Below are 25,928 nucleotides of genomic sequence, written 5' to 3' on the forward strand. Positions count from 1 at the left end.
TCCACCTCCGGGGTGGGAATTCACCACCCCGGTGGTAGGCGCAGACCTACCGCCGCACGCTCGCGGGCACGGCAGACTGCAGGGGTGAAGGGGAGGAAGACCGTCGCCCGGCGGGCGCTCGGCGCCGTCGCCGGGGTGGGGGCGCTGGCGCTGAACGCCGCCACCGGGGTGGCCGCGCCCGTCCTGCTCGCCCTGCTGGCGTCGGGCGCCGCGCTGGCGCCGCTCACCGGGCGGCCGCTCGCGTGGGCGCGCGCGGCGGTGGGGCGGCTGGCCGGGCATCAGCGCCGGTGGGCGCGGCGGGTGCTCGCCCGGGACGGCGACCCGGCGGACGCACCGGCGGGCGGCACGGTGGATGCCTCGGCGGGCGGCCCGGCTGCCGCTCGGCGGGAGGTGCTGTGGCTGGCCGTGCACGCGGTGTCCGGACCGGCTCCCGTGGCCGTGGTGTGGGCGATGCTGGCGGCCCTCGACTATCTGTTCTTCCGGCTCCAGCCGTCCCGCCCGAGCATGCTGAACACGTACTCCATCAGCCTGGCCCTCGTGGCGATCGCGGTCGTGGCCCTGCTGGCCGTGCCGCTGTTCCGCACCGGGCAGGCGCGGCTGGCGCGGCTGCTGCTCGACGCGCGGCCCGCGCCGGACGCGCGCATCCGGGAGCTGACCGCCTCCCGCGCCGCGGTCGTCGACGCGCACGCCGCCGAGCTGCGCCGCATCGAACGCGACCTGCACGACGGCGCCCAGGCCAAGCTCATCGCCATCCGCATGAGCCTGGGGCTGGCGCGCGCCGCCGCCGACCCGGACGAGGTGCTGCGCGCGGTCGACGAGGCCAGGGAGGTCGCCGGTCAGGCCCTGACCGACCTGCGCGACCTGGTGCGCGGCATCCACCCGCCGGTGCTGGCGGACCGCGGCCTGCCGGGCGCGATCGGGGCGTCCGCGCTGCTCTGCCCGATCCCCGTCGACGTCGACGCCGAGCTGCCCGGCCGCCCGCAGCCGCCCGTCGAGTCGGCGGCGTACTTCGCGGCTGCCGAGGCGCTGGCCAACGTGGCCAAGCACAGCGGCGCGTCGCGGGCCTGGGTGCGGCTGCGGCACACCGGTGGCGTGCTGCGGCTGACGGTGGGCGACGACGGTCACGGCGGCGTGCGCCGCGACCTCGGCACCGGCGTGCGCGGCATCGAGGACCGGCTGTCGGCCTTCGACGGCACTCTCACCGTGGACAGCCCGCCGGGCGGGCCGACGGAGCTGATCATGGAGGTGCCGTGCGCGTTGTCATAGCCGAGGACCTGGCCCTGCTGCGCGACGGGCTGGTCCGCCTGCTGTCGGCGTACGGCTGCACCGTGGTGGAGGCGGTCGACAACGGCCCGATGCTGCTGGAGGCGCTGCTGCGGCACCGCCCCGACGTGTCGGTGATCGACGTGCGGCTGCCGCCGGGCTTCGCCGACGAGGGGCTGCGCGCCGCCCTGGAGGCGCGGGCCCGGGTGCCGGGACTGCCGGTGCTGATCCTGTCGCAGTACGTGGAGCAGCTGTACGCCAGGGAGCTGCTGTCGGACCGGTCCGGCGGGGTGGGTTACCTGCTGAAGGACCGGGTGGGCGACGTCGACGGGTTCGTCGGCGCGGTGCGCCAGGTGGCGGCCGGGGGCACCGCGATGGACCCGGAGGTCGTCTCGCAGCTCCTCACCCGGCGCGGCCGGGACGAGCCGCTGGCCGCGCTGACGCCGCGCGAGCGGGAGGTGCTGGCCCTGATGGCGGAGGGCCTGTCCAACCTGGCGATCGCGGCGCGCTTCCGCGTCACCGACAAGGCGGTCGCCAAGCACACCACGAACATCTTCGCCAAGCTCGGCCTGCCGCCGTCCGACGACCACAACCGGCGCGTCATGGCGGTCCTGGCCTACCTCCAGGCCACCCCATAGCCACCCCCGGCCCCCACCATCCACCGTCCACACTTACGACCGGACGGGTACGGGGGCCGGGGCAGGGCTCAGTCGCCGCCCGGGGGGACGCGGCCGGGCGGGGGCGGGGTCGGGGCGCCGCCGGTGAGCGTGTCCTCGGGACGTACGGGGAGGTTCGACTCGCGGACGTAGAACGCGGGCGGGCGGGGGGCGACGCGGTGGACGTAGCGGCCGACCACCGCCACCCCGGCGAGCGTGGCCGCGGACACCAGCAGGTGCGCGGCCTCCAGCCCGAGTGCCGCCGCCGCCAGCGCCAGCACCGCCACCAGGTAGAGCGCGTTCAGGGGCCGCCACGAGAAGCCGAAGAACAGCTCGAAGGCGTGCCCGGCCAGCCGGGCGGGCCGCAGCTTGGAGCGCCCGGCGTCGCGCTCGCGGTGGCTGACGTCGACCGCGGTGTGCCGGGCCCCCACCAGCGGCACCGCGGGCATGAACCAGGGCAGGCGCAGCTCGCTGATCGTCCGGGCGACGCTGGTGCGCATGAGCCGGAACGTGGAGGCGCCGCGCGGCATGTCGATGCGGAACACGGCCCGCGCCGCCCAGTGCAGCCCGGCCGAGCCGATCTTGCGCAGGAGCGGGTCGCGCCGGCGCACCCGGCGGCCGAAGACGACGTCGTAGCCCTCGGCTGCCCTGTCGAGCAGCTTCCAGATCTGCGACGGCGGCACCTGCAGGTCGGCGTCGCACTGCACGATCCATGGCCACGCGGCGTAGCGGTAGCCGGCGGCCGTGACGGCGTCGATGCCGAAGTTGCGGGTGAAGGACAGGTATCCCACTCTCGGATCGGCCCCGGCCAGCGCCCGGATGTAGGCGAGCGAGTCGTCGGTGCTGCCGTCGTCGACGAACAGGATCTGCAGGTCGGCGAGGTCCCCCAGCTCCCCGGTGAGTTCCCGGTAGGCGACCTCCACCTGCGCGCCCTCGTTGTAGCACGGAACCAGCACGGTCAGCCCGGTGCTCATCGCGCCCTCCACAGCGCCAGGCCGAGGACGAGCGGGTTCGCCCCCAGCGCGTACACGGCTCCGGCCGCCCCGGTCAGGGGTACGGCCACGGCGCCCAGCGCGGCGACCGCGGCCAGGGCGACGACGACGGCCCGGGCGTTGGCCCGTAGGTCGGTGTGTTCGACGACGAAGGTGGCGCCGCTGGCCAGGGCCTGCATCGGCAGCAGCGTGAGGGCGAGCGCGGCGAGCGCGACCGGCCCGTGCGCGCCTGCCGCCAGCGCGAACCCGGCGGCCGTCAGCCAGAGGGCGGCGCCCAGCGCGGCGAGCCCGGCCATGCGCCGCCCGAGCACGCGCGCCCCGGCCGCTCCCCCGCCGGCCACCCGCAGGGAGAGCTGCGGCTGGTAGATGCGCTGCACCGTGTAGAGGATCGACAGCGCGAACCCCCAGCCGAGCGTGACCAGGTACAGCTCGCCGCTGTGGGCCGCGTACGGGCTGAGGGCGAGCTCGACGAAGAGCACGCCGATCATCGCGTTGTTCATCACGTCGGCGGCGCCCATCAGCAGCACCGTGCCGGTGAGCACGCGGCGCAGCCCCGGCCGGGGCCGTGATGCGCGCGGCAGCCCGGGCAGCAGGGACAGGTTGAGCGCGGTGACCAGCGCCAGCAGCCCGGCCAGGTAGCCGGCCGGGCCGACCCCGGCGAGGAAGGCGAGCGCCGCCATCGCGCCCATCCCGAGGCCGAGCACGGCGAAGTGGACGGTGTCGCGCGTGTAGCGGCCGAGCGCGCGGTGCAGGGCGACGCCGAGCATGCCGCAGCCCAGCGCCACGTAGTAGGCGACGCCCAGCAGGTAGAGCGTGACCGGCTCCCCCGGGGCGAGGGCCAGCGCGGCCAGCGCCGCCGCGAGCGGCGGCAGCGGCACGTAGGCGACCAGGACGCGGAGCATCCCGGCGAGGTCGTCCCGGGTGCGCCGGGCGCGCGGGATGAGCTTCAGCGCCGCCTTCTCGCCGCCCGACTGGACGACCATGCACAGCCAGCCGGCCGCCCCCATCACCGCCCCGTACGCGTCGAACTCGGCCCGGCTCCAGGCCAGCGCCAGCAGGGCCGCCGAGCCGTACAGCATCACCCGGAAGGCGGCGCGACCGGCGAGGAGCGTCACGAGCCGGGGCAGCCCGATGCGGTGGGCGGCGGCGGTCATCCGGCGTCCAGGTCGGCGGGCAGGTCGGCGGGCTGGCCGGCGGGCAGGTCGGCGGGCAGGTCGGCGAGCACCCGGTCGCGGAGCGGGCGTGAGCCGTCGCGCAGGTAGGCGCGCAGCGCGTCCTCGATCTCGGCGGCGCCGAAGCGGCCGATCACCCCGGCCAGCGACGGTCCTCTCTCCACCTGGAACAGCGCCGAGAACAGCGCTCTGACCTGGGCGGGTTCGAGGCGTTCCGGCAGCGGGAGGAGGCCGGCGACGAGCTCGGGGTCCGGCGGCTCCGCCGGTGGCGCCGCCGGCCAGGTGGCCGGGCGGCCGGGCCCGGCGAACCAGGCGCGCACGTGGGCGAGCCGTTCGGCGGCCCAGGGGTCGCCCGGCGCCAGGCGGGCCTCGGCGAGCGGCAGGTCGTAGCAGGTGGCGTGCAGGGCGGCGCACACCTGGGAGAAGGCGGGCGGCTTGGCGGGCAGGTCGGCGAGCGGGATCTCGCTGACCTCGGCCAGGAGCGCCGCGGCGGCGTCGTCGGTCCTGGCCTTGGCCACGAACGCGTCGAACTCCTGGTACCAGCGGTTCATCGCGGCCCGGTCGGGCGGGCCGTCGTCGCCGCGTTCGCGCAGCCATCGGATCATCCGGGCGGGCAGGTACGGTTCCAGCGGGTCGCCGGCCACGGAACGGAGCACCACCGGGGCCGCGCGGAAGACGGCCCCGCAGGCGCGGCAGGCGTGCCGCCGCCGGTTCGGCAGGCGGCCCGGCAGCGGCACGGGATGCGGGTCCCCGCACTGGACGCACCTCACGGCGGCTCCCTTCACCACGGCACCGCCAGCGCCGAGGAGGTCACCAGTTCGGCGCCCAGGTCGCTCTTGACCTCGGCCTGCCCCTTGCCGAGCACCAGGCCGCGCCTGCCCGCGCCGATGGCCCACTCGATCATGCGGACGTAGCCGTCGAAGTACAGGTGCTTGCGCCCGCCCTGCTCGACGGGGACGGCGCCCCAGCTCAGGCAGATGGGCCAGGCGGCGTGGTCGAGGATGAGCGACAGGCCGAGCAGCCTCCCGCGCCGCCGGTACGTCAGCGCGACGCATTCGCCGCTGCCGATCAGCGCCTCCAGGTAGGGCAGCGGGAGCGGCGGGGCGGGGGTGAGCCGGCTGCGGTGCTTGAGGTCGTTCTCGGCGCGCATCCGGGCCGCCTCGTCGGCGCTGACCAGCTCGCCGGCCGGGCCGACGCGAACCGACAGTTCGGCGGCGATGGTCCGGGCGCGCCTGCGCAGGGAGTCGCGGCGGCGCGGGTCGAGCACGGCGTACCACTGGTCCAGGTCGGGCCAGGGCAGGGCGAGCGTGGCCAGCGGCGCGGTCGGCAGGCGGAGCCCGAGCCGGCCGGGCAGCCGGGCGGCCTCGCCGTCCGACACCTCGCGCCAGACGGTGCCCCGCCAGCCGGGGCCGAGGTGGCGGCGCAGCGCGCGCGTGCAGGCGGGCAGGAGGTCGGGGTCGGGGTCGCCGCGCCACCACCAGCCTTTCTGCGACCGGTTGGCGGGCGCGTGCACGTCCACGACGCCGGCGGGTCCGTGCCGGTCGGCGTAGGCGCCGCGCCGCAGCCTGGGTGACCGCAGTGAGGCCGCCACCGCTCCCACGGCCCGGCCGTCGCGCCGCGCCACCGCCAGCGCGAGGGGCGCCTGGGCGCTCCAGGCGTAGGCGCGCAGCAGGTCGTACCGCCAGGTCACCCGCTGGCCGGCGGCCTGGCGTAACTCCTCCCAGTCGCCGGGCTCGGGGTCGTGGCGCGGGTCCAGCAGCTCGACCCTCATCCGATCGCCCACCGGGGGACGGCCACCAGCCGCATGGGCAGGTAGTCGAAGCCGAGCGAGCGCTTCACGTCGACGAACCCGCGGCCGGCGAACAGTCGTTCGGCGCGGCCGGCGGTCGCGTGGGCGATGATCCGGACGTAGCTGTCGAAGTACAGGTCTTTCCGGCCGCCCTCCTCGGCGGGCAGGGCCGCCCAGGGCCCGTACATGGGCGTGGTGGGATGGTCGTAGACGACGGCGAAGGCCAGGAGCCGGTCGCCCTCGTGGTAGGAGACGGTCCGGACGTCGTCGCGCCGGATCAGCTCGGCGAAGTAGGCGGCGGTCAGCGGCAGGCGGCGGTCGAGCGCGGCGGCCACCCAGCCCCGCGGCGTCGTGGGCGCGGTCAGCCGGGCGGCGTGGCGCTCGTGCAGCCGGGCCAGCTCGGCGGGGTCGAGGTCGGTGCGGCCGTTGCCCTCCACGACGGTCAGCGTGCCGTCCTCCTCGATCCGCCTGATCTGGCGGCGCAGCGTGGAGCGGCGGTTGCGGCTGAGCGTGGCGATCCACCCGTCGCGGGCGGGCCAGCGTACGGGAAGCTGTGTGGTGCCCGGGGACTGGCGGACCAGGGCGCCGGTCCTGGCGACGAGCGGCAGCGCGGCTTCGGTGACCATCCGGTAGACGACCCCGGCCAGCCGCCAGCCGAACTCGGCTGCGGCGGCCCGCTCGAAGCCCCTGATGAGCTCGCGCCCTTCGGCGCCGCCGGGCAGGCACCAGGTGGGGCCGTTGGAGTGGGCGGGCAGGCGCACGTCGAGCACGAGCGGCCCGCGTCCGAACCGGATCGCGCCCACCGCGCCGACGATGCGCCCCGCCTCGTGGACGACGCACAGGAGGGGCCGGGCCCACGATCGCTCGAAGGAGGCGCGGATCACGTCATAGGACCAGATGGCCGTCAGGTCGTGGCCGCGGCGGAAGTCTTCCCAGCCGTCGGGCTCGGGGTCTCGCCCTGGCTGTAAGAAGCTGAACTTCACGATGTGCCCTATTCGGATTAGGCATAACAACTCTGCATCAGACTTATGGCCTGTTAAGAATCGCAGTATATGTCTGCTTTGATCATGGACGCGCATCAACACCTGGTGCGTGAATCTGCTGCCCGAGCATCACCAGTGCACGGCGTTTCACCAGGGGAAACAGCATGAAAGTTGGCGTCACCGGAGGTAACGGCTTCATCGGCCGCTACGTCTGTGAGGAGTTAGCCACCCGCGGTCACACCCCCGTCGTCTTCGACCACCGCGATCGCGGCGCCGGAAGCTTCGAGTTCATGCTCGGCGACATCAGGGATGCCACGGCGATGGTCGAGCTGGCCGCGCACACCGACGCGATCATCCACCTCGCCGCCGTCCTCGGCACCCAGGAGACCATCGACAACCCGCGCCCCGCGGCCGAGACCAACCTCTCCGGCGGCCTGAACTTCCTCGAGGCCGTCACCCAGTACGACCTGCCCGGCGTCTACATCTGCGTCGGCAACCACTGGATGGACAACAGCTACTCCATCTCCAAGACCGCCGTCGAGCGTTTCGTGCGCATGTTCAACGCGCACCGCGGCACCCGCGTCAACCAGGTCCGCGTCGTCAACGCCTACGGCCCCCGCCAGATGGCCGCCCCGCCCTTCGCTCCCGGCAAGGTACGCAAGATCACCCCGGCGGTGATCTGCCGCGCGCTGTCCGGCATGCCGGTCGAGCTCTACGGCGGCGGCACGCAGATCTCCGACATGGTCTGGGTCGGCGACGTCGCCCGCGGCCTGGTGTCGGCGCTCGAGGCCGCCGCCGCGGGCAACACCCTGGACCACGTCGTCGAGGTCGGCCCCGTCGAGTCCGCGAGCATCCGCACGATCGCCGAGCTGATCATCGACCTGTGCGTGGAGCGCGGGCACGACCGCGTCCCGATCGTCGACCTGCCGATGCGGCCGGGCGAGACCCCGGACACCGCCGTCACCGCCGACCCGGAGACGCTGCGCGCGGTCGGCATCGACCCCGCCACCCTCGTGTCGCTGTCGGAGGGCATGGCCAAGACCGTCGACTGGTTCATCGAGAACCGCGGCACCCACTGGAACAGCCCTTCATGAGACACCTGGTGGTCCTCGGCGGCTCGGACGGCACGGTCAGCGCCTTCCGCGCCGCCCGGCGGCTCGGCCTGGCGACGATCTGCGTCGACATGCGGGCCGACGCGCCGGGGGCCGTGGAGGCCGACGAGTTCCTGCACGTCAGCACCCGTGACGTGGCCGCCGTCGCGGCCGCGTTGCGGGGCCGGGCCGACCTGGCCGGCATCCTGGCTCCGGGCAGCGACATCAACCTTCCGTCGCTGGTCGAGCTGGCCGGCCTGCTCGGCCTGCCCTGCGGGGTGCCGGAGGAGACGCTGCGCGCCTCCACGGACAAGATCTACTTCCGCCGGGTGTGCGAGCGGATCGGCCTGCCCGGACCACGTTACGCCGACCGGCCGCAGGACCGGCCGCCGCTGCCGGTCATCGTCAAGCCCGTCGACTCCGGCAGCTCGCGCGGCATCACCGTCTGCCGCGAGCAGGCCGAGCTGGGCCCGGCGATCGAGCACGCGGCGGCCGTCTCCCCCAGCGGCCGGTTCGTCATCGAGGAGCTGCTGACCGGGCAGGACCTCTGCGCGGAGGCCATGCTGCAGGACGGCGAGGTCGCCCTGCTCGGCCTGAGCAGGCGCGTCACCGAGCCGCCCGGGGTGGTCGCGATCGGCCACGACATGCTGCCCCCAGGCGCCCTCGACAAGGAGGTCGCCCGGCAGCTCGAACTCCTCTGCGCGGAGATCGGCTACACCGACGGGCCGCTCAACGCCGACCTGTTCGCCGACGGCGGCGAGGTCCGGCTGATCGAGATGGGCGCGCGGATCGGCGGCAACGGGCTGGGCGAGGCGCTCGGACTGATGCACGGCGTGGACACGGTCGAGGCGACCGTCCGCCTGGCGATCGGCGAGCGTCCCGACCTGACGTCCGCCCGGCGCGGACCGGCCTCGGTACGGGTGCTGCGCGCGCCCGTGGCCGGCACCCTGGTCGCCATCCGGGGCCTGGAGTCGCTGCCCGGCAGCGCCGAGGTCGTCGTGGTGGCCAGGCCGGGAGACCCGGTGGCGCCGTACACCGAGTGCCGCGCCAAGCTCGGCTACGTCGTCGACCACGAGCCGCCCGACCTCGACGCGCTGATCACCGTCGATGTCCGTTGAGGTCACGGCGGCGGGAGTCCCGGCGGTCAGGTTCTCCCCGGTGAGGTGGGAGCGGGCCTACCGGCGCGCGGTGCGCGCCGCGTTCGCCCGCGTCCCCTTCTACCGGGACCAGTGGGTACGGGCCGGGCGGGCGCTCGGTGAGCCGGTGCCCACCCCGAGCGCCGAGCTGGCCGGTCAGCTCCACCGCCTGTGCCCGTTCGCCCGGCCCTACGATCCGGGCGCGGAGGCGAGCCCGTGGATCGGCCCGGCCGGTGACCTGCGGGCCGCGCTGGCCGTGGCGGGCGCGGGCGGCCGGGCGCCGGTGCTGGAGGTGCGCCGGGCCGTGCTCGACCGTCGCGCGCTCGGCCCGGGCCGGCGCTACGGCGTGCTGCTCCATCCGGACGCCGACGTCGTGCACGAGCGGCGGCGGCGCGAGCTGAACGAGCCCGCCCTGCGCCTGGCCGAGACGGCCGGGCGGGCGGTCGTGGTCGGCGAGCGGGAGGCCGTGGCGGAGTTCCTGCCCGCGCTGGCCGGGGTCGAGACGCGCGTGCTGGAGCGGACCGGCCTGGCGGGCGCCGGTGACCTGATCCACGACCCGCACCTCGGCTACTACGCCGCGCGCGCCGCGTGCGGCGAAATCCACCTGCTGTGGCGGCGCTTCCACGCCCGGCCCGCGGCCGGCTCGCCCGCGGTCACCGCGCTGCTCAGGCGCAGGCCGACGCTGGTCGACGTGGTCCCGGAAGGGGCCGCCGCGCTCGGCCGCTGCCCCGGCCACGGCACCCCGACCCTTGGAGTGACCCCGTGATCACCATGATCAGGGCCAACCTGGTGACGCTCGTCGCCGGCCTCGTGGCCGTCGCACTGGCCGGGCTGGTCCGCTTCGTCCTGCCCTACGAGCAGGACATCACCACGCTGTGGGGCTTCCTCGTCAAGCTCACCCCGCAACTGGCCGCGATCGTGGCCATCGCGTGGCTGGACGTGGAGACCGCGCGCAGGCTGCGGCTGCACCTGGTCGTCCTGCCCGCGCTGTTCCTGGGCTTCCTGCTCTACTTCGTGCCCGGGACGTTCATCGCGGCCATGGACATCGAGGAGGGCCTGAGCACCTTCGAGGAGCTCTATCTGCACGTCGTGGTGTTCGTGCCGTTCCTCATCGTGGCGCTGCTGCTGGCCTACCGGCTGGGCGGCGGGTCGCGGGAGGGCGTGCTGCGGACCGGCCTGGCGATGTCGATCCTGCACGTGTCGGGGCTGGAGGACCTGGTGGCGGTCCTGATGAACCGCAGCCTGGAGACCATCCCCGAGGTGTGGGCGTGGGCCGACCACATCACCGTGCGCCTCGGCCACCCGGCGACCAGGACCGAGGTGTACGTGTTCATCACCGTGCACGTGGTGGCGGCGCTGCTCGTGCTGTTCGTGCCGCGGCGATGGCTCCGGAGATCTCCTCAAACCGACTGAATACGGTTATCGTTTGCGTGCCGGGCATGCCGACCGGCCGGGACGCGGACGGGAGATCAGGGTGCGAGGACGAGCCACGATCCTGCTGCTGGCGTTGCTGGGCGCGGTCCTGGCGGGCTGCGGCGCGCCGGAGCAGGCAGGCGCCGGGCAGCTCACGCTGGCGGCCCCGCGTGACCTCGTCGCCGGGCCGCAGGACCCGTACTACGCGCACCAGACGCTGGGCGTGTGGGAGCCGCTGGTGACGGTGGACGACCGGCTGCGGCCGGTCCCGGCGCTGGCCGTCTCGTGGGAGCGGGCCGAGCGGGGGCGGCGCTGGACGTTCACGCTGCGCGACGGGGTGCGGTTCAGCGACGGGTCGCCGCTGACGGCCGAGGCCGTGGTCGCCAACGTCCGCCGGTTCCTGCGGATCGCGCCCCGCCAGTCGGCGTTCTTCAGCCTCGACGCCGGGATGGAGGCGGCCTACGGCAAGCTCCGCGACGTGCGGGCCGAGGCGGGCAGGGTGACGTTCGAGCTGGCCGAACCGGTGGCCGACCTGCCGGCCAGGATCGCCGGGTTCTTCAGCATGGTGCAGTCGCCGAAGGCGTTCGCCGCCTCGGGCGACTTCACCGGCCAGCCCGTCGGGACCGGCCCGTACAGGCTCGTGGAGTGGGTGAAGGGGCAGCGGGCGGTGCTGGCCGCCAACCCGCACCACCACGGCGGCGCGCCCGCCTACGACCGGATCGTGGTCCGGGTGATCCCCGACGCGAACGCGCGCGTGGCGGCGCTGCGGGCGGGCGAGGTCGACGGGCTGATCGACAAGGGCGCACTGCTGCCGGGGCAGGTGGGCGCGGTGGCCGCCGATCCCGGCTTCCGGGTGGTGCGCAGCCCGTCGGTGCTGACTCATTACCTGACGTTCAACGCCTCGCGTGGCCCGTTCGCCGACGCCCGGTTACGGGAGGCGGCCGAGCTGGCGATCGACCGGCGGGCCGTCGCGCGCACGCTGCTCGGGGGCACGGCGACGGCGGGCGGGGCGTTCCTGTCGCCGGTCTTCGGCGACCTCGCCGCCCCGGGCTCCGGCGCTCCGTACGACCCGGGACGGGCCCGCGAGCTGGTCGCCGCCGCCGGAGCGCCGGCCGAGCCGGTGTCGATCCTCGTCTCGTCCGCCGAGACCGGGCAGTTCCCCTATACGGGCATCGCCGAGGTGCTGCGGGTCGCGCTGGAGCAGGCGGGGCTGCCCGCCCGGGTGACGGTGGCCGAGGCCACCAAGGCGGTGATGGAGGCCGGCGACTACGACGTCTTCCTGAGCGCGTACAGCGTGCCGAACGGCGACCCCGACTACCTGTTCCGGCGGTTCCTGCGCTCCGACGCGGCGTGGAACACCGAGCGGCGGCTCGGCTACCGCAGCGCCGCCTTCGACGACCTGGTCGACGAGGCCGCCGTCGAGACCGATCCGGGCGGCCGGCGCGAGCTGTACCACCGCGTCCAGCGGATGCTCGCGGCCGACCGGCCGATGATCCCGCTGGCCTACCAGGACAACGCGATCGTCACGACGAGCCGGGTCGGCGGCGTGCGGCAGAGCGTGGCGTACGTGGTGGACCTGGGCGCGCTCGTCCCGCGACGGTGACGGCCGTCGTCCTGCGGCGCGGCGCGGAGCTGCTGCTCGCGCTGCTGGCGGTGTCGGTGCTGGTGTTCCTGCTGACGTCGCTGGCGCCGGGCGACCCGGCGGAGGAGATCCTGCGGCGCGGCGGCGTGCAGCCGACGGCGGCCGGCGTGGCGGCGCTGCGGGCCGAGCTCGGCCTCGACCAGCCGCTGTTCACCCGCTACCTGCGCTGGCTGGGCGGGGTGGCGGGCGGCGACCTCGGCCGGTCCTACGCCGACCGGTCCCCGGTGGCCGCCGAGGTGTTCTCGCGGGTCCCGGCGACGCTGCGGCTGGCCGGGGCGTCGGCCCTGGTCGCGGTGGGGCTCGCGGTGCTCGCCTCGGTCCGCCTCGCCCTGCGGCCGCGCGCGCCGCTCAGCCGGGCGATCGCTCTGGTGACGGCGGCGCTCACGGGCGTGCCGCCGTACATCGTCGGCATCCTGCTGATCAGCGTCGTCGCGGTCGGCCTGCGCGCGCTGCCCACGGGCGGCGACACCGGGCCGGGCGCGGTGGTGCTGCCCGCGCTCACGCTCGGGCTGGCGGGCGCGGCGACGCTGCTGCGGCTGCTGCGCGCCGACCTCGCCGACGCGCTGCGGCAGCCGTTCGTCCGGCTGGCCGCCGCGAAGGGCCTGCGCGCGCGGCGGACGGTCCTGGTGCACGCCGTACGGGTGGCCGCGCCGAACGCCGTCACCGCCGCCGGGGTGGTGCTCGCCGAGCTGCTGGCCGGGGCGGTGGTGGTGGAGACGCTGTTCGCCTGGCCGGGCCTGGGGCAGCTCGCGGTGACGGCGATCCGGCAGCGGGACGTGCCGGTGGTGCAGGCGTACGTGCTCGTCACCGGGGCCGCGATCGTGCTGCTGCTGGCGTGCGTGGAGCTGTGCCTGGCGGCGTGCGACCCGAGGGTGCGGCGGCGATGAGGGGACGCGCCGGGCAGGCGCTGCTCGCGGCGGTCGTGCTGTTCTGCCTGGTCACGCCGCTGGTGACGGGACACGATCCGCACGCGCCCGACCTGGGGCGGGCCATGCTGCCGCCCGGTGGCGGGCACTGGCTGGGCACCGACCAGCTCGGCCGCGACCTGCTCACCAGGACGGCGGCCGCGGGCCGTACGTCGCTGCTGGTGGCGCTGGCGGTGACGGCGGCCACGACGGCGCTCGGCGCGGTGACGGGCGCCGCCGCCGGGCTGGCCGGCGGGGTGGCGGACCGGCTGCTGGGCTTCGCCGCGACCGTGGCGCTCGCCCTGCCGGGGCTCACGCTGGCGCTCGCGCTGGCGGGCGTGCTGCGGCCCGGGTACGGCACGGTGCTGGCCGCGCTGGTGCCGCTCGGCTGGGTGAGCTGCGGGCTCGTCGCCCGCACCGCGACCCGGCAGGCGGCCGCCTCCGATCACGTGCTGGCGGTGCGGGCCATCGGCGCGTCACGCCTCTACCTGCTGCGGCGCACGATCGGGCCGGAGCTGGCCGGTCCGCTGCTGACCGTCGCCACGGCCGACTTCGCCAGGGCGCTGGTCGCGGTCACGTCGCTGAGCTTCCTGGGGGCCGGGCTGCCGCCGCCCGACACCGACTGGGGCGGCATGGTGAGCGAGGCCACGCCGCTGCTGGTGGCCGCGCCCCGGCTGGCCGTCGTGCCCGCGCTCGCCCTGGCCGTCACCGGCCTCGCCGTCGCGCTCGTGGCCGACGCGCGACGGGCGGCTCAGACGGCTCAGACGGCTCAGACGGCTCAGGCGGCTCAGGCGGCTCAGGCGGGCGGGAGCCGGTAGACCGACACGTGCGAGCGCGAGTCGGCGGTGAACTCCGCCCCGCTCCAGTCGGCGTGCCGCGACTCCAGCTCGAACCCGGCGAGCTGCGCCATCAGGTCGAGCTCGGCCGGCCACACGTAACGCTGCGGGGTGCGGAACAGCTCCGCCTGCCGCCCGTCGCCGAACGTGAAGTGGTGCGACACGACGAGCTGCCGCACCACGTCGTAGGTGTCGAGCCCGATGTAGCCGGGCTCGCTGTGGTAGACCATCGCCTGCTGGCCCGGCGGGAGCCTGCGCAGCTCGGGCACCCAGAGCTCGATCACGAACCGGCCGCCGGGCGACAGGTGCCGGGCCGCGTTGCGGAAGCAGGCGACCTGCTCGGCCTGGGTGAGCAGGTTGCCGATCGTGTTGTAGACGAGGTAGACGAGCGAGTACGCGCCCGGGGCGACCGCGCTCGCCATGTCGCCGGCGACCACCGGGATCGCCGCCTCGCCCGCCTTGGTGCGCAACTGGTCGATCATCGGCTGGGACAGCTCGATGCCGGTGACGGGCACCCCCCGCTCGGCCAGCGGCACCGCGACCCGGCCGGTGCCGATGGCGAACTCCAGCGCCCGCCCGCCGCCCGCGAGCGCGGCGAGCCGGTCGACCGCGGGCTTGAGCACCTCGGGCGCGAACATGCCGGTGCCCGGCGTGTCGTAGCGGCGCGCGGTCTCGGCGTCCCAGATCTCCTCCTGTCGCATGCTCCCCACCCTGACCCGGCGGCGTCCGGACTGTCCACCGCTTCACGGCCGGGTGAGCGCCGCGCCGAGCAGGTAGCAGAGGCAGACGGCGGCCACGCCGAGCACGAGGTTCATCCCGATGTTGACCAGCGCCCTGCCGGTCGATCCGGCCGCGAGCAGCTTGTACGTGTCGGTGCTGAACGTGCTGAACGTGGTCAGCGCGCCGCAGAAGCCGGTGCCGACCAGCGACAGCACCGCGTGCGGCAGAGCCCCGTTCGAGGTCATGCCCATGAGGACGCCGAGAACGGCCGAGCCGATCACGTTGACGGCCAGCGTGCCCCACGGCAGGGCGGTGCCGGCGCGCTTCTTGACGAACGAGTCGATCAGGTAGCGGGCGGGGGCGCCGGCCACGCCGCCGGCGAACACGGCCAGGACGAGCATCATCGCGTGCTCCTCCCGAGGCGTATGCCCGCCCAGACGGCGAGCAGGCCGAGGCCGACGCTGAGCACGAGGTAGACGGCGGCCCAGCCGGGCGTGCCACCGGCGGTCAGCTCCCGGACGCCGTCGACGAGGTGCGAGAACGTGGTGAACCCGCCCAGGAATCCGGTGCCGAGCAGCATCTTCAGCGGCTGCCGGTGCAGCGGGTGCGCGGCCAGCTCGGCGGTCAGCAGCCCCATGAGCAGGCAGCCGACGGTGTTGACGACGAGCGTGGGCCACGGCAGCGGGTGGGAGGCGCCCATCAGCGTCTCGGTGAGCAGGTGCCGGGCGACCGCGCCGGCGCCGCCGCCGAGCGCGACGAAGGCGAGCGCGCGCGCCGGGTGCCTGTCCTCGGCCATCAGCTCTCCGCCCTGAACTGGGTGTCGGAGCCGGCGAGCTGCTCGGCCTCGGTCTCCCGCATGCGGAAGAGGCGGTCGACGACCTTGCCGATCAGGTACGTGACGACGAAGGAGTACAGGGCGACCACGATGACGGCGGCGATCTGCTTGAGCAGCAGCCCGATCGAGCCCCCGTACAGCAGGCCCCTGGTGGTGCTCGCCGTGGCGCCGGTGGCGAACAGGCCGATGAGGACGGTGCCGACGACGCCGCCCGCGCCGTGCACGCCCACGACGTCCAGCGTGTCGTCGTAGCCGAGGACGAGCTTCCAGGTGACGGCGAACGACACGACGACGGCGGCGACGACGCCGATGACCAGCGCGCCCTCGACGTTGACGTACGCGCACGACGGGGTGATGGCGACGAGCCCGGCCAGCGCGCCGGTGGCGGAGCCGAGCCGGGTGAAGCGGCGGTAGCGGACCCATTCGATGACCAGCCAGGCGAGCATCCCGGCCGCGCCGGCGACCATGGTGTTGAGGAAGGCGTTGACCGCCACCCGGCCGTCGGCCATGGCCGAGCCCGCGTTGAAGCCGAACCAGCCGAACCACAGCAGGCCCAGGCCGAGCATGACGAACGGGATGTTGCTCGGCTCCGGCGGCTCCTTCCTGCGGAACCTGACGCCGGGCCCGAGCGCGACGGCGAGCGCGAGTCCGGCCATGCCCGAGTTGAGCTCCACGACCAGCCCGCCGGCGAAGTCGAGCACCCCCCACCGGTTGATCCAGCCCGCCTGGTCGAACACCCAGTGCGCGATGGGGAAGTACACCAGCGTCACCCAGACGACCGAGAACAGGATCCACGGCCCGAGCCGGGTCCGCCCGGCGACCGAGCCGCTGATGAGCGCGACCGTGATGATGGCGAAGGTGAGCTGGAACAGCGCGAAGGCGAACGTGGGCACCCGGCCGTGCAGCATGTCAGGCGCGATGTCGGAGAAGCGCAGGTCGCCGAAGCCGATCAGCCCCGCGCCGCCCACGTCCGGCCCGAAGACGAGGCCGTAGCCGTAGCCGAACCACAGGATCGTCACCAGCGCGATGGAGACGAAGCTCATGAAGAGCATGCTGAGGACGTTGCGGGCGCGGACCATGCCGCCGTAGAAGAAGGCGAGTCCGGGGGTCATGAGCAGCACCATGGCGGTGCTCACGAGCACCCATGCGGAGTCTCCGGTGTTCAGTCCTGGCGGCATCGCTCGACCTCTTTCCCCAGGGCAGAAGATGATCGGCCGGGCGAGCATCGAAACCGTCAATGGAATACCTTTAGATGCCGCTGACCTGCTTGAACGCGCCTGTCATGGGGATGCTTCGGCCCGTGCGCGCCACCGTCTCCGATCTGCCTCTGGCCTCCCTGCGGGGTGTCGGTCAGGTCGAGTTCCAGACCGACTACCGGACCGCCGCCTGCTTCGTCGTCGCGCTCTTCGCGGGCGGCTGGCAGTTCGGCGTCTTCGGTCTCGTCGGCGCCGTCGCGGCCACGCTCACCGCGTGGTTCCTCGGCGTCTCCGGGGATCGCGTCACGGGCGGGCTCGAAGGGTTCAACGGGACGCTGATCGGCGTCGCGCTGGTGCTGTACTTCGACGCCCGCTGGATCACCCTGCTGCTGGTGGTCGTCGGCTCCGTCATGGGCAGCGTGCTGACGGCGGCGCTCAACGCGCTGCTCACGCCGCACGACCTGCCGACGTTCACGGCGCCGTTCTGCGCGGTGACCACGGTGATGCTGATCGGCGGCCCGGCCTTCGACCGGGTGTGGAGCGGGCGCAGCCTGGCGGCGCCGCCGTCGGCGGGGTTCCCTGGCCCGGAGGTGTCGTTCGCGGACCTGTGGCAGGGGCTGCTCAACGGGATCGGCCAGGTGTTCTTCCAGGACAAGTGGTACGTCGGGCTGATCTTCCTGATCGGGCTCCTGTTCGCCGGGTGGGTCGTGGCGCTGGCCGCGCTGGTCTCCAGCGCGGTGGGCATCGTCGTGGCGCTGCTGCTGGGCGCGCCCGCGGCCGACATCGGCGCGGGCCTGTACGGCTACAACGGCGTGCTGACCGGGATCGCGCTCTGCGGCACGTTCGTCGCGCTGACCCCGCTCGGCGTGCTGTACGCGCTGGCGGGGGTGGTGTCGGCGACGCTGCTGACCGCGTTCGTCGGCAACCTCTTCGAGCCGGTCGGCGGGCACACCCTGACCTGGCCCTTCGTCATAGTCACCTGGATCTTCCTGGCGGCGGTGCCGGTCTTCTCCGGCCTGCGCCGCAGTAGCACCTAAGGAGAGCTCATGAACCTGGCCCCGCGCGAGATCGACAAGCTGCTGATCTACGTGGTCGCCGACCTGGCGGGCAAGCGGCGCGAGCGCGGCCTCAAGCTGAACTACAGCGAGGCGGTGGCGCTGATCAGCGTCGCGGTCCTGGAGGCCGCCCGCGAGGGCAAGACCGTCGCCGAGTGCATGGAGCTCGGCAAGCAGGTGCTCGGCGCCGGCGACGTCATGCCCGGCGTGCGCGAAATGCTCAAGCTCATGCAGGTCGAGGCGTCGTTCAAGGACGGCTCCAAGCTCGTTTCCTGCCACGACCCCATCGGCGGCTGACCACCCGCCCCGCTCACCAGAGGAGAGATCATGACGGACACCGACAGGGTCGTCCACGCCGACGAGCCGATAGAGATCAACGCCGGCCGGCCGACGATCACGCTGACCGTGCGCAACACCGGGGACCGGGCCGTCCAGGTCGGCTCGCACTTCCACTTCTTCGAGGCCAACCGGGCGCTCAGCTTCGACCGCGAGAAGGCGTTCGGCATGCGCCTGGACATCCCGGCGGGCACCGCCGTGCGGATCGAGCCGGGCGACACCCGCCAGGTCACGCTCGTCGAGTACGGCGGCGGCATGCGCGTCGTCGGCTTCGCCGGGCTGCTCGACGGCGGCATCAGGGCCAGGGACGCGCGCACGCACGCGCTGCGGCGGCTGGCCGAGCTGGGCTACCTGGACGAGCCGGAGCCCGAGGCCGTGAAGGAGGAGCGGGGAGCCAGGACCGCCGCCAAGACCGGCGCCAAGGCCCCGGCCCGCAAGCCCGCCGCCAAGAAGGCGCCCGCCAAGAAGAAGAAGGGCTGACCGGCCATGGGCACGATGAGCCGCAAGCAGTACGTGGACATGTTCGGGCCGACGGTGGGCGACCGGGTCCGGCTGGCCGACACCAACCTGGTGATCGAGATCGAGAAGGACCACTCGGCCGGCTACTACGGCGACGAGGCCGTCTACGGCGGCGGCAAGTCCGTCCGCGACGGCATGTCGGCCGACCCCGGCTCGCAGAACGCCACCATCGCCCTCGACCTGGTGATCACCAACGTGGTGGTGCTGGACCCGGTGCTCGGCGTCGTCAAGGGCGACATCGGCATCAAGGACGGCCGGATCGTCGGCATCGGCAAGTCCGGCAACCCGCACACCCAGAACGGCGTGGACCGGCGCCTGATCATCGGCGCGGGCACCGAGGTCCTGTCGGGCGAGAACATGATCGCCACCCCGGGCGCCATCGACCCGCACGTCCACCTGATCGCGCCGCAGCAGGCCCAGGCCGCGCTGAGCAACGGCATCACCACGCTCATCGGCGGCGGCACGGGGCCGACCGACGGCACCCGGGGCACCACGTGCACGCCGGGCCCGTGGAACATCGGCCGGATGCTGCAGGCCGTCGAGGCGCTGCCGGTCAACATCGGCATCATGGCCAAGGGCAACGGGAGCATGCCGGCGGCACTGGCCGAGCAGGTCCGGGCCGGGGCCTGCGCGTTGAAGGTGCACGAGGACTGGGGCTCCACCCCGGCCGTGGTGGACTGCGCGCTGCGGGTCGCCGACGAGTTCGACGTGCAGGTGGCGCTGCACGCCGACAGCCTCAACGAGGCCGGCTACCTGGAGGACACGATCAGCGCGATCAACGGCCGGGCGATCCACACCTTCCACACGGAGGGGGCGGGCGGCGGCCACGCGCCGGACATGATCCGCATCGCCGGTGAGCCGAACGCGCTGCCGTCCTCGACGAACCCGACGCTCCCGTACACGATCAACTCGGCCGACGAGCTGCTCGACATGGTGATGGTCTGCCACCACCTGAGCCACGACATCCCCGAGGACGTCTCCTTCGCCGACAGCCGGGTGCGGGTGGAGACGATCGCCGCCGAGACGGTGCTGCAGGACATGGGCGTGATCAGCATGTTCTCCTCCGACTCGCAGGCGATGGGCCGCATCGGCGAGTCGTTCACCCGCGCCTTCCAGACCGCGCACCACTGCAAGGACCAGCGGGGCAAGCTGCCCGAGGACTCCGAGCGCAACGACAACGAGCGCGTGCTGCGCTACCTGGCGAAGCTGACGATCAACCCGGCCCGCACCACCGGCATCGCCGAGACGGTCGGCTCGCTGGAGGACGGCAAGCTGGCCGACATCGTGCTGTGGCCGTTCACCTCGTTCGCGGCCAAGCCGGCGCTCGTGGTCAAGGGCGGGCTGATCAACTGGGCGCAGATGGGCGACCCGAACGCGTCGCTGCCGACGCCTCAGCCGGTCTACTACCGGCCGATGTACGGGGCGATGGGGATGGCGCAGCGTAAGAGCAACGTGACGTTCCTGCCGGACGCGGCGATCGCCGCCGGGGTGCCGGAGCGGCTGGGCCTGCAGCGGCTGATCAGCAAGGTGCGCCACGCCCGCACCGTCGACAAGCGGCACATGGTGCGCAACTCGGCGCTGCCCGTCATCACCGTGGACCCGGAGACGTACAAGGTGACCGTCGACGGCGAGCACGCCACGATCGCGCCGGCGCGGGAGCTGCCGCTGAACCACCTGTTCTTCCTGGCATGAGCCTGCTCGCCCAGCTCCAGCTCACCGACTCGGCCTTCCCGAGCGGCCTCTACACGCTCTCCCACGGGCTGGAGGCGTACGCGCAGGCCGGGCCGGTCGACGTGGCCGCGCTGCTGGAGGACGTGCTGCTGAACGCGGCCGGTCCCGGCGACGCGGCCGCGCTGGCGCTCGTCCACCGGGCGGTGACGGCGGGCGACTGGGACACGGTCGTGGCGGTGGACCGGCGGCTGCACGCCGTCAAGCTCAACCGGGAGATCCGGGCCGCCGCCGTCAGGACCGGCAACCAGGTCCTGACGACGGCTGCGCTGGTCTTCGCCACGCCGGAGCTGGACCGGCTCGCCCGGCTGGCCGGCGAAAAGGTCACGCCGGGCAACCACGCCGTCGTGCTGGGCGCCGCCTACGCGGGGCTCGGCGTGCCGGTGGACGCCGCCGTGACCGGCGACCTGTACGCCTTCGCGGCGAGCTGGGTCAGCGCCGCCGTCCGGCTGCGCAGGCTCGACTTCCGGCAGGCCCAGGCCACGCTGTGGGGCGCGGCGGGCGCGATCGGGCGGGCCGCCGAGCACGCGCTGGCGGCGGCCGGGCCGCTCGACCTGTACGCCGCCACGCCGCTCGCCGACACGATGAGCGCCGTTCACGAGCGGGCCGAGGCCCGCCTGTTCACCACCTGAAAGGCAACGCGCATGGACAACGTTCGCAAGATCGGCATCGGCGGACCCGTCGGATCCGGCAAGACCGCGCTGATCGAGGCGCTGGTGCCCATCCTGCTCGACCGGGGCCGCAGCGTCGGCGTCATCACCAACGACATCTACACGGTCGAGGACGCCGACCACGTCAAGCGCACGCTCGCCGGCGTGCTCGACCCGGAGCGGATCGTCGGCGTGGAGACCGGCTCCTGCCCGCACACGGCGGTGCGCGACGACCCGTCGATGAACCTGGCCGCCGGGGCCGAGCTGGTCGAGCGCTTCCCCGACATCGACACGCTGCTGTACGAGAGCGGCGGCGACAACCTCACCCTCACCTTCAGCCCGGCGCTGGCGGACGTGTACGTGTTCGTCCTGGACACCGGCGAAGGGGACAAGATGCCGCGCAAGCGGGGGCCCGGCATCACGGACTCCGACCTGCTCGTCATCAACAAGGTGGACATCGCCCCGTACGTGCGCGCCGACGTGGAGGTGATGACGCGTGACGCCCTCCGGGTCCGGGAGGGGCGGCCGGTCGTCCTCACCGACTCGCTGCGCGGCACCGGGGTGCCCGAGGTCGCCGACTTCGTCACCAGCCACCGGCCGGCATGCTCGCCGGCCCGGTAGACCGGCTGGACGCCGGCCACTACACGATCCCGTCCGTGCCGGCGGAGGTGGCGCGGCACGCGCACGTGCCCGACACGCTGCCCGTCGGCAGCCCCGGCAAGGTGGGCGTGCTGGAGCTGGCCTTCGAGCGGCGCGGCGGGCGGAGCGAGCTGACCGGTCACTACCAGAAGGCGCCGCTGCAGATCATGCGCCCGCTCTACTTCGACCCGGCGCGGCCCGACCTGCCGTACGTGATCGTCATGTCCACGGGCGGCGGCGTGCTGCAGGGCGACCGCTACAGGCTGGACGTGACCTGCGGCGAGGGGGCCGGCGTGCACGTGACCACGCAGGCGGCGACGAAGGTCTACCGGATGGAGCAGGACTACGCCACCCAGCTCGTCACGATCACCGCGGGGCCGGGCGCGTACGTCGAGTACCTGCCCGACCCGGTGATCCCGTTCGAGGGCTCCCGCTTCTACCAGCGCACCCGGGTCGGCGCCGGGGCCGGGGCGAGCGTGGTCGTCGGCGAGACCATGCTGGCCGGGCGGCTGGCCAGGGGCGAGCGGCACGCGTACACCGCCTTCTGCAACGACCTGGAGGCGTACGGGCCGGACGGGGATCTGCTGTTCGCCGATCCGCTCCGGCTCGTCCCCGGGCGGGCGCCGGTCACCGGGCCCGCGATGTTCGGCGGCCACGGCGTGCTGTCCACGCTGTACGCGATCACGCCCGCCGTGGACGCCGGCGAGCTGGCCGGGGCCCTGCACGAGGCGGTGGCGGGCAGCGGGCTGGCGGGCGGGGCGAGCGTGCTGCCGAACGGCGCCGGCGCCTGGGCGAGGCTGCTCGGCGCGGAGACCCCGCACGTCAGCGCGACCCTGGACCGGCTGTGGGACATCACCCGGCGCATGATCACCGGCAGCCCGGCTCCCGACCGGCGCAAGCCCTGAGGGCAGCGGCCGGGTGGCCGCGCCGGGCGTGGGACCTGCTGCGGCCGGAGGGCAGGCCGGACGTCCCGGTGGGCGTCGCGGCCGGAGTGTCGATCATGCTGCCGCTGCTCGCCGGGGCCTGGCTGGACCGCACGGGGTCCGGCACGGGAGTGGGCACAGGGGTGGGCACGGGGTTCGGGGCCGCCATGTCGCTGGCCACCACGCTCATGCTCATGCCGGCGGCCTTCCCGCTGCCCCGGCTCATGCTCGTGCGCGGCGTCGCGGTCACCGCGGCGGGCGTGTGCGCCTGGCTCACCGGCGCGCACCCGTGGCTGCTGGCCGCGGCCGTGACGGCCTCCGCGGTCGCCGGGGCGCTCTGGCCGATCCTGGGGACGACGGGCGCGCTCGCCACCCTGTTCGTCGCGATCATGGGCGGGGCGGACGTCGTGGGCGTGCCCGGCCTGGCCCAGGCGGCCGGGGCGGTGTGGGGGGCGCTCGTCGCGCTGCTGCTCGGCCGGCTGTCGGGCGGCGGCTCCCCGCGGCCGGAGCCGGGCGGGTCGAGACTGCGGCACGCCGCCCGGCTCGGCGTGCTCGTCGGCGCCGCCATGACGCTGGTCGCGAGCCTCGGGCTGCGCGTCGCCGAGGGCCACTGGCTGGTGACCTCCGTCCTCAACACGATGCGGCCCACGCCCGAGGCCACCGGCACCCGCTACGCCAAGCGGATGCTGGGCAGCCTGGCCGGCAGCGCCCTGGCGGCGCTCATCCTCGTCGGGCACCCGTCGACGCTGGTCACCGCGCTGTGCGTGGGCGCCGCCGGGGCGCTGGCGCACGCCTACCGGGCGGCCAACTACGCCTACTGGGCGATCTGGATGCCGGTGATGCTGTTGCTGCTCAGCGACTTCAGCCGGCCGGAGCCGTGGACCGCCTCGCTGGCCCGGATGGCCATGAACCTCCTCGGCGGGCTGGCCGCGCTGATGGCGACCCGCTGGTTGTGGCCCGACCGGCGCGACGAGTGAGGACCGGATACGGTGATCGGCTGACTACGCTGCGCAGTTGTCTCTAGGTTGCGACAGGAGCGCCGCTCCCCCGCCCGCAGTCAGAAAGGATCACGTATGTCGAGGGTCAGATCGATCGTCGTCTGGACGGCGGTCGCGATCGCCGGAGCGGTCGCCTGGGGCGTCCTGGCGCTGTCGCGGGGCGAGAGCGTGTCGGCGGTCTGGATGGTCGCCGCCGCGCTCGGCTCGTACGCGATCGCGTACCGGTTCTACGCCCGGTTCATCGCCCGTACGGTGCTCGGCGTCGACGACCGCAGGGCCACGCCGGCGGAGCGGCTCGACAACGGCGTGGACTTCCAGCCGACGGACCGGCGGGTGCTGTTCGGCCACCACTTCGCGGCCATCGCCGGGGCGGGGCCGCTGGTGGGGCCGGTGCTGGCGGCGCAGATGGGCTACCTGCCCGGCACCATCTGGATCATCGTGGGGGTGATCCTGGCCGGGGCCGTCCAGGACATGGTGGTGCTGTTCTTCTCGCTGCGGCGCGACGGCAAGAGCCTGGGCCAGATGGTGCGCGAGGAGATCGGGCCGATCGGCGGGGCGGCGGCGCTCGTCGCGGTCTTCGCCATCATGATCATCCTGCTGGCGGTGCTGGCCCTGGTCGTCGTCAACGCGCTGGCCGCCTCGCCGTGGGGCGCCTTCTCCATCGCGATGACCATCCCCATCGCCCTGTTCATGGGCTTCTACCTGCGGGTCCTGCGGCCCGGCCGGGTGGTCGAGACGTCGGTCATCGGGGTGGCGCTGCTGCTGCTGGCCATCGCGGGCGGCAGCTGGGTGCAGGACTCCGCGCTGGCCGGGGTGTTCACGCTCAGCCCGCAGACGCTGGTCGTCTGCCTGGTCGTGTACGGGTTCTTCGCCTCGGTGCTGCCGGTGTGGATGCTGCTGGCGCCGCGCGACTACCTGTCGACGTTCATGAAGGTCGGCACGATCGGGCTGCTGGCGGTGGGGGTGGTGGTCGCGGCCCCGGTGCTGCGCAACGAGGCGGTGACCGAGTTCGCGCTGACCGGGGACGGGCCGGTGTTCGCCGGGGCGCTGTTCCCGTTCGTGTTCATCACGATCGCCTGCGGGGCGCTGTCGGGCTTCCACGCGCTCATCTCGTCGGGCACCACGCCGAAGATGATCCAGAAGGAGTCGCAGATCCGGCTGATCGGCTACGGCGGGATGCTCACCGAGTCGTTCGTCGCGATCATGGCGTTGATCGCGGCCAGCGTGCTGGAGCCGGGGCTCTACTACGCGATGAACGCCCCGGCGGGGCTGCTCGGGTCCACCGCCGAGAGCGCGTCGGCGGCGGTGGCGCGGCTCGGGTTCACGATCTCGCCCGAGGACCTGACGGCAGCGGCGGCGGCCGTGGAGGAGAGCACGATCATCGCGCGGACCGGCGGGGCGCCCACGCTGGCCGTCGGCATCTCCGAGATCATGGCGGCGGTGTTCGGCGGCGCGGCGTTCAAGGCGTTCTGGTACCACTTCGCGATCATGTTCGAGGCGCTGTTCATCCTCACGACGGTCGACGCGGGGACCAGGGTCGGGCGGTTCATGCTCCAGGACACGCTGGGCAACGTGTGGAAGCCGATCGGGCGGGTGAGCTGGAAGCCGGGCCTGTGGGCGACCAGCGCCGTGGTGGTGCTGGCGTGGGGCTACTTCCTGTGGGCGGGGGTCAACGACCCGCTCGGCGGGATCAACCAGCTCTTCCCGCTGTTCGGCATCGCGAACCAGCTTCTGGCGGCGGTGGCGCTGACGCTGGCGACGACGCTGCTGATCAAGTCGGGCAAGCTCCGCTGGGCGTGGGTGACCGGCGTGCCGTTGGCCTGGGACGTCGCGGTCACGCTCACCGCGAGCTGGCAGAAGGTGTTCGACGCCGACCCGAAGATCGGCTTTTTCGCGCAGCGCGAGCTGTACGCCGAGGCGCTGGCGGCGGGCCGGGTGCTGGCCCCGGCGCGGAGCCTCGACCAGATGCGGACCGTCGTCACCAACTCCACCGTGGACGGCGTCCTGGCGGCGCTGTTCGCCGTGCTCGTGCTGGTCGTCATCGCCGACGCGGCCGTGGTGTGCGTGCGCGCGCTCCGCTCCCGCGAGCCGCTGCCGCTCAAGGAGGCCCCGTACGTGGAGTCGGCCCTCGTCGCGCCGTCGGGGCTGTTCGCCACCCCGGGCTCGCGGTCGTCGTGAAGGCGCTGCGCTTCCTGCGCTGGTACGTGCGCGAGCTGACGGGGACGGCGGCCTACGAGCGGTACGCGGACGCGCACGCGGCCCACGGCGGGACGCCGATGTCGCGGCGCGAGTACGAGCGGCGGCGATCGGACCTGCGCGAGGCGGCGCCGGAGAGCCGCTGCTGCTGACCCGGAACTTTCGGGCTCAGCGGGGACGTACGGCCGGCCCTCTTGAATAACCCACACTATTGGTAGGAAAATCAGGCATCTATTCCTTCGTGAAGGGAAAGAT

At 73.9% G+C, this 25,928-nt stretch carries 27 protein-coding genes and 1 pseudogene; 19 read left to right on the forward strand and 9 right to left on the reverse strand.

The genetic code is table 11. The annotated features are described in order from the left end of the window. Positions 1-84: 84 nt before the first annotated feature. Positions 85-1,266: a histidine kinase gene (locus tag AB0G11_RS41655; protein WP_308126033.1), complete on the forward strand. Its 1,182-nt coding sequence runs from the start codon at positions 85-87 to the stop codon at positions 1,264-1,266. Beyond that, complete coding sequence (locus AB0G11_RS41660) at positions 1,251-1,901, forward strand: response regulator transcription factor (protein ID WP_219510669.1); 651 nt, start codon at positions 1,251-1,253, stop codon at positions 1,899-1,901. The genes AB0G11_RS41655 and AB0G11_RS41660 overlap by 16 nt, the downstream gene beginning before the upstream one ends. A gap of 68 nt (positions 1,902-1,969) precedes the next feature. On the opposite strand, the gene AB0G11_RS41665 is transcribed toward AB0G11_RS41660, so the two are convergent. From AB0G11_RS41665 to AB0G11_RS41685, 5 genes are read right to left on the reverse strand one after another with little or no spacing between them, the layout of a single operon-like run. Beyond that, entirely contained in the window at positions 1,970-2,893 is a 924-nt protein-coding gene (locus AB0G11_RS41665; RefSeq protein WP_357592342.1) for a glycosyltransferase, read from the reverse strand. Then, entirely contained in the window at positions 2,890-4,065 is a 1,176-nt protein-coding gene (locus AB0G11_RS41670; protein ID WP_357592344.1) for a hypothetical protein, read from the reverse strand. The genes AB0G11_RS41665 and AB0G11_RS41670 overlap by 4 nt, the downstream gene beginning before the upstream one ends. Further along, positions 4,062-4,853: a hypothetical protein gene (locus AB0G11_RS41675; RefSeq protein ID WP_357592346.1), complete on the reverse strand. Its 792-nt coding sequence runs from the start codon at positions 4,851-4,853 to the stop codon at positions 4,062-4,064. Before AB0G11_RS41675 ends, AB0G11_RS41670 begins: the two co-directional genes overlap by 4 nt. A gap of 11 nt (positions 4,854-4,864) precedes the next feature. Further along, positions 4,865-5,854 (reverse strand): hypothetical protein, encoded by a 990-nt coding sequence (locus AB0G11_RS41680; protein ID WP_357592348.1) that lies wholly within the window; start codon positions 5,852-5,854, stop codon positions 4,865-4,867. After that, positions 5,851-6,855, reverse strand: a complete 1,005-nt coding sequence (locus AB0G11_RS41685; protein WP_357592350.1) for a GNAT family N-acetyltransferase — start codon at positions 6,853-6,855, stop codon at positions 5,851-5,853. Before AB0G11_RS41685 ends, AB0G11_RS41680 begins: the two co-directional genes overlap by 4 nt. Positions 6,856-7,019: 164 nt before the next feature. Between AB0G11_RS41685 and AB0G11_RS41690 the strand changes: the two genes are divergently transcribed. The 7 genes from AB0G11_RS41690 (at position 7,020) to AB0G11_RS41720 (ending at position 13,860) form a co-directional block, all read left to right on the forward strand. Then, positions 7,020-7,949 carry an NAD-dependent epimerase/dehydratase family protein gene (locus AB0G11_RS41690; RefSeq protein ID WP_219510663.1) on the forward strand — a complete coding sequence of 310 codons (930 nt, stop codon included), beginning with the start codon at positions 7,020-7,022 and terminating at the stop codon, positions 7,947-7,949. Then, positions 7,946-9,064 carry an ATP-grasp domain-containing protein gene (locus tag AB0G11_RS41695; RefSeq protein ID WP_357592352.1) on the forward strand — a complete coding sequence of 373 codons (1,119 nt, stop codon included), beginning with the start codon at positions 7,946-7,948 and terminating at the stop codon, positions 9,062-9,064. The genes AB0G11_RS41690 and AB0G11_RS41695 overlap by 4 nt, the downstream gene beginning before the upstream one ends. Beyond that, a complete protein-coding gene (locus tag AB0G11_RS41700) occupies positions 9,054-9,848 on the forward strand; it encodes a hypothetical protein (protein ID WP_219510661.1) in 795 nt (264 codons plus the stop codon). Before AB0G11_RS41695 ends, AB0G11_RS41700 begins: the two co-directional genes overlap by 11 nt. Further along, a complete protein-coding gene (locus tag AB0G11_RS41705) occupies positions 9,845-10,495 on the forward strand; it encodes a hypothetical protein (protein WP_357592354.1) in 651 nt (216 codons plus the stop codon). Before AB0G11_RS41700 ends, AB0G11_RS41705 begins: the two co-directional genes overlap by 4 nt. A gap of 61 nt (positions 10,496-10,556) precedes the next feature. After that, the gene (locus AB0G11_RS41710) at positions 10,557-12,098 is read left to right on the forward strand and encodes an ABC transporter substrate-binding protein (RefSeq protein WP_357592356.1); all 1,542 of its coding nucleotides are present in this window, start codon (positions 10,557-10,559) and stop codon (positions 12,096-12,098) included. Further along, complete coding sequence (locus AB0G11_RS41715; protein WP_219510658.1) at positions 12,095-13,024, forward strand: ABC transporter permease; 930 nt, start codon at positions 12,095-12,097, stop codon at positions 13,022-13,024. Before AB0G11_RS41710 ends, AB0G11_RS41715 begins: the two co-directional genes overlap by 4 nt. Then, positions 13,021-13,860 carry an ABC transporter permease gene (locus AB0G11_RS41720; RefSeq protein WP_357592358.1) on the forward strand — a complete coding sequence of 280 codons (840 nt, stop codon included), beginning with the start codon at positions 13,021-13,023 and terminating at the stop codon, positions 13,858-13,860. Before AB0G11_RS41715 ends, AB0G11_RS41720 begins: the two co-directional genes overlap by 4 nt. Here the strand turns inward: AB0G11_RS41720 and AB0G11_RS41725 are convergent. The 4 genes from AB0G11_RS41725 to AB0G11_RS41740 are packed head-to-tail and all read right to left on the reverse strand — an operon-like array spanning position 13,839 to position 16,611. After that, on the reverse strand, positions 13,839-14,579 hold the full coding sequence (locus AB0G11_RS41725) for a class I SAM-dependent methyltransferase (RefSeq protein ID WP_357592360.1): 741 nt from the start codon (positions 14,577-14,579) through the stop codon (positions 13,839-13,841). The two genes, AB0G11_RS41720 and AB0G11_RS41725, sit on opposite strands and share 22 nt — an antisense overlap. A 42-nt stretch (positions 14,580-14,621) precedes the next feature. Beyond that, the gene (gene crcB, locus AB0G11_RS41730) at positions 14,622-15,002 is read right to left on the reverse strand and encodes a fluoride efflux transporter CrcB (protein ID WP_357592362.1); all 381 of its coding nucleotides are present in this window, start codon (positions 15,000-15,002) and stop codon (positions 14,622-14,624) included. Beyond that, positions 14,999-15,394, reverse strand: a complete 396-nt coding sequence (locus tag AB0G11_RS41735) for a CrcB family protein (protein WP_357592364.1) — start codon at positions 15,392-15,394, stop codon at positions 14,999-15,001. The genes crcB and AB0G11_RS41735 overlap by 4 nt, the downstream gene beginning before the upstream one ends. Beyond that, the gene (locus AB0G11_RS41740) at positions 15,394-16,611 is read right to left on the reverse strand and encodes an ammonium transporter (RefSeq protein WP_357592366.1); all 1,218 of its coding nucleotides are present in this window, start codon (positions 16,609-16,611) and stop codon (positions 15,394-15,396) included. Before AB0G11_RS41740 ends, AB0G11_RS41735 begins: the two co-directional genes overlap by 1 nt. 122 nt (positions 16,612-16,733) lie before the next feature. On the opposite strand from AB0G11_RS41740, the gene AB0G11_RS41745 reads away from it, so the two are divergent. From AB0G11_RS41745 to AB0G11_RS41790, 10 genes and pseudogenes are all read left to right on the forward strand, one after another. Further along, positions 16,734-17,666: an urea transporter gene (locus AB0G11_RS41745; protein WP_357592368.1), complete on the forward strand. Its 933-nt coding sequence runs from the start codon at positions 16,734-16,736 to the stop codon at positions 17,664-17,666. Between the two features lie 9 nt (positions 17,667-17,675). Further along, complete coding sequence (locus AB0G11_RS41750) at positions 17,676-17,981, forward strand: urease subunit gamma (protein ID WP_357592370.1); 306 nt, start codon at positions 17,676-17,678, stop codon at positions 17,979-17,981. Between the two features lie 30 nt (positions 17,982-18,011). Continuing rightward, positions 18,012-18,317, forward strand: a pseudogene (locus AB0G11_RS41755) (urease subunit beta); the annotation flags it as partial. Positions 18,318-18,506: 189 nt separating this feature from the next. Next, positions 18,507-20,231, forward strand: coding sequence for an urease subunit alpha (gene ureC, locus AB0G11_RS41760; protein ID WP_357592372.1), 1,725 nt, complete (start codon positions 18,507-18,509; stop codon positions 20,229-20,231). After that, positions 20,228-20,899 carry an urease accessory UreF family protein gene (locus AB0G11_RS41765; protein WP_357592374.1) on the forward strand — a complete coding sequence of 224 codons (672 nt, stop codon included), beginning with the start codon at positions 20,228-20,230 and terminating at the stop codon, positions 20,897-20,899. Before ureC ends, AB0G11_RS41765 begins: the two co-directional genes overlap by 4 nt. Before the next feature lie 12 nt (positions 20,900-20,911). Beyond that, complete coding sequence (gene ureG, locus AB0G11_RS41770; RefSeq protein ID WP_357592376.1) at positions 20,912-21,538, forward strand: urease accessory protein UreG; 627 nt, start codon at positions 20,912-20,914, stop codon at positions 21,536-21,538. After that, complete coding sequence (locus tag AB0G11_RS41775) at positions 21,520-22,461, forward strand: urease accessory protein UreD (protein WP_357592378.1); 942 nt, start codon at positions 21,520-21,522, stop codon at positions 22,459-22,461. Before ureG ends, AB0G11_RS41775 begins: the two co-directional genes overlap by 19 nt. After that, positions 22,401-23,456: an FUSC family protein gene (locus AB0G11_RS41780; RefSeq protein WP_357592380.1), complete on the forward strand. Its 1,056-nt coding sequence runs from the start codon at positions 22,401-22,403 to the stop codon at positions 23,454-23,456. The genes AB0G11_RS41775 and AB0G11_RS41780 overlap by 61 nt, the downstream gene beginning before the upstream one ends. 96 nt (positions 23,457-23,552) lie before the next feature. Then, a complete protein-coding gene (locus AB0G11_RS41785) occupies positions 23,553-25,655 on the forward strand; it encodes a carbon starvation CstA family protein (protein WP_357592382.1) in 2,103 nt (700 codons plus the stop codon). Then, on the forward strand, positions 25,652-25,825 hold the full coding sequence (locus AB0G11_RS41790) for a CstA-like transporter-associated (seleno)protein (RefSeq protein WP_219510651.1): 174 nt from the start codon (positions 25,652-25,654) through the stop codon (positions 25,823-25,825). The genes AB0G11_RS41785 and AB0G11_RS41790 overlap by 4 nt, the downstream gene beginning before the upstream one ends. Positions 25,826-25,928: the final 103 nt, after the last annotated feature.

Source organism: Nonomuraea sp. NPDC023979 (assembly GCF_040639085.1).
GTDB classification, from domain to species: domain Bacteria; phylum Actinomycetota; class Actinomycetes; order Streptosporangiales; family Streptosporangiaceae; genus Nonomuraea; species Nonomuraea ceibae.